The following is a 6,084-nucleotide window of genomic DNA, read 5'->3' as shown; positions in this document are numbered from 1 at the left end:
GTACCCCGAAGGGCCTTACCGCTCGACTTGCATGTGTTAAGCACGCCGCTAGCGTTCGTCCTGAGCCAGAATCAAACTCTCCGTTGAAGACTCTCAACCACACCCTCGAAAGGATGTAATCAGAAATATCTAAACTAGAGTCCGAAAACCTAGCAAGCCGAACACCAGCAAAAAAGATTCGCTGTTGTTCAAATTTTTGCCCAACTTCCTACCGACCGGGGGGTACGGAGAAGTTGGAACCAATAAAAAATTATTGGCACTGACATTCATCGACACACTATTGAGTTCTCAAAGAACACACGCACACACTTCTACCCAACATCTTCTCGGAGGGGTTTCGGTGAGGCAAGAGTTCAAACTTAGCTCAGGAACCATCCCGGAAGCAAGTCCCAGTTGGTGTAACCCTGAACACATGATCAGTCAGGCGCTCGACGTCCTACCTCGTGTCTGCAACCGCTGGGCGGCTGAGTCGGTGTCCGTGTCGCTCTGACTCGAATAAAGTTACGTGTCGACATCGACGATGTCAAATCCCCTGGTCAGGGGCACCAATCAGCCTCGAACCAACTCGCTGCGGTAGCCGTGAATCGTTCGCGACTCCAGTGTCCTACACCGGCGGGGATCGCGCCACGCAATGGTGCGCCGGTCACGCGGGGTAGGTCGTCGCGGTTGCAGCGGGAGGCGAGGTCGGGGTCGGTCGGCCAGGATCCGATGACCAGGCCGGCGCAGTCCACGCCCGCCGCGGTCAGGGTTCGGGTGGTGAGTTCGCTGTGGTTGAGGGTGCCCAGGCCCGCGGCGGCCACCACCAGCACGGGGGCGGCGAGTTTCTGGGCCAGGTCGAGCAGGGTGAACTCCCCCATCCGCACGAGCAGGCCGCCGGCGCCTTCGACCAGCACCAGGTCGGCGTCGGCCAGCGATTCGATCGCGGCGAGGGTGTCGTTCATGTCCAGCAGCGGCATGTTCGCGCGGCGGGCGGCGGTGTCGGGGGCCAGCGGCTCGGGGTAGCGGGCCAATTCCAGCGTGCGGGTCACGCCGGTCAGGCGGGTGATGTCGGCGAGGTCGCCCGGTTCGCCGGGGGCGATGCCGGTCTGAGCGGGTTTGCAGACCGCGACGGTGCGGCCGGTCGCCTGTGCGGCGGCGGCCACGGCGGCGGTGACGATGGTCTTGCCGACATCGGTCGACGTGCCACTGATGAGGAGAACGGTCATGCGCGCACCCACTCGAGATCGCGGATTGCCTGTTGAGCTTGCCCATTCATGCCGTCACCGATTCCCTGTTTCGCGCCGTCGCGAGGACCTCGCCCAAAACCTCGGCGATAGTGTCGAGTTCGTCGGCGGTGAGGTCGGCGCGGGCGGTGAGGCGAAGGCGAGAAGTGCCTTCGGGGACCGACGGCGGTCGGAAGCAACCGACGTCGAGGCCGCGGGCGCGACAGGCCTGTGCGGCGTCGAAGGCGACCTGGGCTTCGCCGAGGACCACCGAGACCACCGCGGAATCGGGGTCGGGGACTCCGGCGATCCGGGCGATGTCGGCGGCACGGTCGAGGACTCGGGTGGCCATCGAAGGGTCGCGGCGCAGCAGCGACAGCGCGGCGCGGGCGGCGCCGACCGCGGCGGGCGCCAGTCCGGTATCGAAGATGAAGGTGCGGGCGGCATCGATGAGGTGGGCGCGGATTCTGGCATCGGCCAGCACCACTCCGCCCTGTGCGGCGAATGCCTTCGACAGGGTCGCGGTGACGACGAGGTCCGGTTCGCCTGCCAGGCCCAGCTCGTGCACGAGACCGCGGCCGCCCGCGCCGCGCACACCGAGCCCGTGGGCCTCGTCGACGATCAGGATGGCGCCGTTCTCGCGGGTGACGCGATGGAGATCGGCCAGTGGCGCGAGATCGCCGTCGGCGCTGAAGACCGAATCGGTGAGGACGAGCGCGCGCTCCTCGGTGCGGTCGGCGAGCAATCGCTGCACCGCGTCGACATCGCGATGGGGTGCGATCGCGACCCGCGCGCGGGACAGTCTGCACGCGTCGACCAGCGAGGCGTGTGAACCCGCGTCGGAGACGACGAAGGTGCCGCGTCCGGACAGCGCCGTGACCACGCCGAGGTTGGCGGCGTAACCGGTGGCGAAGACCAATCCTGTTTCGGCGCCGACGAATTCGGCCAGTTCGAGTTCCAGGAGTGCGTGTTCGGTGGTCGTCCCGGTGACCAGGCGCGAGCCCGTGGCGCCCGCTCCCCAGCGGCGCACCGCCTCGATCGCGCCCTCGACCACCTCGGGGTGCCGGTGCAGGCCGAGGTAGTCATTGGAGGCGAGGTCGATGGCGGGCGACTCGGCGTCGCGCTCGCGCAGCTGCCTGCGCAGTCCGGCGTCGACCCGCTGCGCCGCACGCTCGTCCAACCAACTCAACGGATCCCTACTCACAGTTGAGGAGCATACTTGAACACCGTTCAGGAGGGGGGGACTCCCGGCGCACCAGCCGTCGTGGTCACGCGATCGACGCCTTCACTGCCGCCCGCACAGCCTCGGTGATGATGGCGATGTCGGCGGAGGTGCTGATGAACGGGGGCATGGTGTAGACGTTGTTGCGGAACGGGCGCAGCCAGGCGCCCGCATTCACCGCGGCGTCGGTCGCGGCGCGCATATCGACCGGTTCGTCGAGTTCGACGACGCCGATCGCGCCGAGCACGCGAACCTCGGCGACGCCGGGCAGTTCCGCGAGGGGTGCGAGGCCCGCGCGCAGCTCGGCCTCGATCCGGGCCACTTCGGCGCGCCAGTCCCGTGACAGCAGCAACTCGATCGACGCGACCGCCACCGCGCACGCGAGGGGATTGCCCATGAAGGTCGGCCCGTGCATCAACCCGCCGTGCGCGGCGCTGATCGTCTCGGCGATGCGGGAGGTGCACAGCGCGGCGGCCAACGTGAGGTATCCGCCGGTCAGCGCCTTGCCGACACACATGACGTCGGGCGAGACACCCGCGTGGTCGGCGGCGAACAGTTCGCCGGTGCGGCCGAAGCCGGTGGCGATCTCGTCGAAGACGAGCAGGACGTCGTTGTCGTCGCAGATCCGGCGCAGTTCGGTGAGGTAGCGGGGGTCGTGCCAGCGCATGCCGCCCGCGCCCTGCACGACCGGTTCCACGATCACCGCGGCCAGTTCGTCGCGATGGGTAGCGACCGCGCGTTCGAGTTCGGCGACGTAATCCGGTTCGAAATCGCGCGGCGGTGCGGGGGCGAAGACCTGCTCGGTGAGCACGTCGGTCCACAGGGCGTGCATCCCGCCGTCGGGGTCGCACACGCTCATCGGGGCGAAGGTGTCGCCGTGGTATCCCCCGCGCCAGGTCAGCATCCGGTTCTTGGTCGGGCGGCCGAGGCTGCGCCAGTACTGCAGGCACATTTTGGTCGCGACTTCGACCGAGACCGACCCGGAGTCACAGAGGAAGACCTTGTCCAGGCCGGCGGGGGTGAGTTCGACGAGTAGTTGGGCCAGCCGGGTCGCCGGTTCGTGGGTGAGGCCGCCGAACATCACGTGACTCATCCGCCGGGACTGCGCGAGCAGGGCCGCGTCGAGAACGGGGTGGCAGTAGCCGTGCACGGCCGCCCACCACGAGCTCATCCCGTCGACGAGCTCGCGGCCGTCGGCCAGCGTCAGCCGGGTGCCCGCCGCGCTCGCCACCACCAGTGGTTCCGTGGTGGCGGGGAAGCCGCCGTAGGGATGCCAGACGTGTGCGGCATCGAGGGCGGCGATCTGCTCGGGGCTCAGGTCCACAGGTTTCCTCGTCGTTGCACCGGCACCGCCGCGACGACGGTCTTGAACACCGTTCAAGTTAGCACTTGCCGCCGCGCGCTGACCCTCTGTCGGCGTGATTTGCCGGGCTCGCTGCCCGCACCGGCGCGGCGTCTGCGGGCCAGGCGCCAGGGCCTGAGCTGCGGGGATCGAGCGCCCGGTCACATCGTGCGCGGTGGGGTGGGGGGTTCCATTACTGTCGTAGCATGTCGAGCCCGAACGACCGACCCGAGGTGTGGCCGGGCACCGCGTATCCGCTGGGCGCGACCTACGACGGTGGGGGTACGAACTTCTCGGTGTTCTCCGAGGTCGCCACCAAGGTCGAGCTCTGCCTGATCGCCAAGGACGGCACCGAGACGCGCATCGATCTCGACGAGGTCGACGGTTACGTCTGGCACGCCTATCTGCCCTCGGTGATGCCGGGGCAGCGCTACGGGTTTCGCATCCACGGCCCCTACGAGCCCGAGCTCGGATTGCGTTGCGACCCCAGCAAATTGCTGCTCGACCCGTACGGGAAGGCGTTCGACGGCGAGTTCGTCAACGATCCTTCGCTGTACACCTACGGGCTGGATTCGTTGGGGCACACCATGACCGGGGTGGTGATCAACCCGTTCTTCGACTGGGGTCCCGATCGGCCGCCGAACCGGCCCTATCACGAGACGGTCATCTACGAAGCGCACGTCAAGGGGTTGACGATGACGCACCCCGATATTCCGGAAGAGCTGCGCGGCACCTATGCGGGGCTGGCACATCCGGCGATCATCGGACATCTGAAGTCGTTGGGCGTCACCGCGATCGAGCTGATGCCCGTGCACCAGTTCTTCCACGATCACGTGCTCACCGATCAGGGATTGCGAAACTACTGGGGCTACAACAGCATCGGGTATCTCGCACCGCACAACCAGTATTCCGCGCGCCCGCGTGGCGACGGGGCGGTGGCGGAGTTCAAGGCGATGGTGCGCGCGATGCATCTCGAGGGCATCGAGGTGATCCTCGACGTGGTCTACAACCACACCGGCGAGGGCAACCACAACGGGCCGACGTTGAGCCTGCGCGGTATCGACAATGCCGCCTACTACCGCCTCGACGACGCCGAACCCGAGCACTACAAGGACTACACCGGCACCGGCAACAGCCTCAATGTCCGGCATCCGCACACGCTGCAGCTGATCATGGACTCGCTGCGGTACTGGATTCTGGACATGCACGTCGACGGGTTCCGCTTCGACCTCGCCGCGACCCTGGCCCGCGAATTGCATGATGTGGACCGGCTTTCCGCGTTCTTCGACCTCGTGCACCAGGACCCGGTGGTGAGCCAGGTCAAGCTCATCGCCGAACCGTGGGACGTGGGCGAGGGCGGCTATCAGGTCGGCAATTTCCCGAGCCTGTGGACGGAATGGAACGGCAAATACCGTGACACGGTGCGGGATTACTGGCGGGGTGAACCAGCGACGTTGGGCGAGTTCGCTTCTCGGCTGACCGGGTCGTCGGATCTGTACGAGTCCACGGGGCGTCGTCCGGGTGCCAGCATCAACTTCGTCACCGCGCACGACGGTTTCACGTTGCGAGATCTGGTGTCCTACAACGAGAAACGCAACGACGCCAACGGGGAGGGCAATCGCGACGGGGAGAGTCACAACCGGTCGTGGAACTGCGGCGTCGAAGGCGAGACCGACGATCCGCGGGTGCTCGCGCTGCGGGCCCGTCAACAGCGCAACCTGCTGGCCACGTTGATCCTGAGTCAGGGCACGCCGATGCTCGCCCACGGCGACGAGATCGGGCGCACCCAGCTGGGCAACAACAATGTGTACTGCCAGGATTCGCCGCTGGCATGGATGGACTGGTCGCTGGCCGACACCAACGCCGATCTACTCGAATTCACCCGCACGGTGATCGCCTTGCGCACCGAGCACCCGATCTTCCGGCGTCGCCGCTTCCTGGCCGCGGGTCCCAGCGACGATCAAGGGCACCGGCGCGAGATCGCCTGGTTCGCGCCGGCCGGTGCCGAAATGACCAACGACGACTGGGACAGTGGCTTCGGCAAGTCCCTGGCCGTGCTGCTGGACGGCGACGGTATCGCCGAACCGGGGCCGCGGGGTGAGCGGATCACCGACGACTCGTTCCTGCTGTGTTTCAACGCCCACGACGAGGCGATCGATTTCGTGCTGCCCGGCCCGGAGTTCGGGGCGCAATGGACACTGGCTCTGGACTGTTCGACCCCCACCGGTGCGGCCGACGCGGTGTACGCCGCCGCGGCCACGTTGCCGGTGGCCAGCCGTTGCCTGCTCGTACTGCGCCGAACCGCCTAGCCGCCGAGA

Annotated in this window: 4 protein-coding genes and 1 rRNA gene; 1 reads left to right on the top strand and 4 read right to left on the bottom strand. The window is 67.0% G+C overall.

What is annotated here, in order from left to right; all coding sequences use genetic code 11:
* The 4 genes from ACFWU5_RS11615 to ACFWU5_RS11600 all read right to left on the bottom strand — a co-directional run.
* A 16S ribosomal RNA gene (locus ACFWU5_RS11615) occupies nucleotides 1–87 on the bottom strand; the annotation flags it as partial.
* Between the two features lie 449 nt (nucleotides 88–536).
* A complete protein-coding gene (gene bioD / locus ACFWU5_RS11610; protein WP_379267069.1) occupies nucleotides 537–1,205 on the bottom strand; it encodes a dethiobiotin synthase in 669 nt (222 codons plus the stop codon).
* Between the two features lie 46 nt (nucleotides 1,206–1,251).
* Nucleotides 1,252–2,406, bottom strand: a complete 1,155-nt coding sequence (locus ACFWU5_RS11605) for an 8-amino-7-oxononanoate synthase (protein WP_379267068.1) — start codon at nucleotides 2,404–2,406, stop codon at nucleotides 1,252–1,254.
* 64 nt (nucleotides 2,407–2,470) lie between these two features.
* Nucleotides 2,471–3,748, bottom strand: coding sequence for an adenosylmethionine--8-amino-7-oxononanoate transaminase (locus ACFWU5_RS11600; protein WP_379267067.1), 1,278 nt, complete (start codon nucleotides 3,746–3,748; stop codon nucleotides 2,471–2,473).
* Nucleotides 3,749–3,972: 224 nt separating this feature from the next.
* On the opposite strand from ACFWU5_RS11600, the gene glgX reads away from it, so the two are divergent.
* Entirely contained in the window at nucleotides 3,973–6,075 is a 2,103-nt protein-coding gene (gene glgX, locus ACFWU5_RS11595; protein ID WP_379267066.1) for a glycogen debranching protein GlgX, read from the top strand.
* Nucleotides 6,076–6,084 lie beyond the last annotated feature (9 nt).

This window comes from Nocardia sp. NPDC058640 (assembly GCF_042716995.1).
Lineage (GTDB): Bacteria > Actinomycetota > Actinomycetes > Mycobacteriales > Mycobacteriaceae > Nocardia.
Note: the sequence above shows the minus strand (reverse complement) of the source record. Positions and strands in the feature narration are given on the sequence as shown.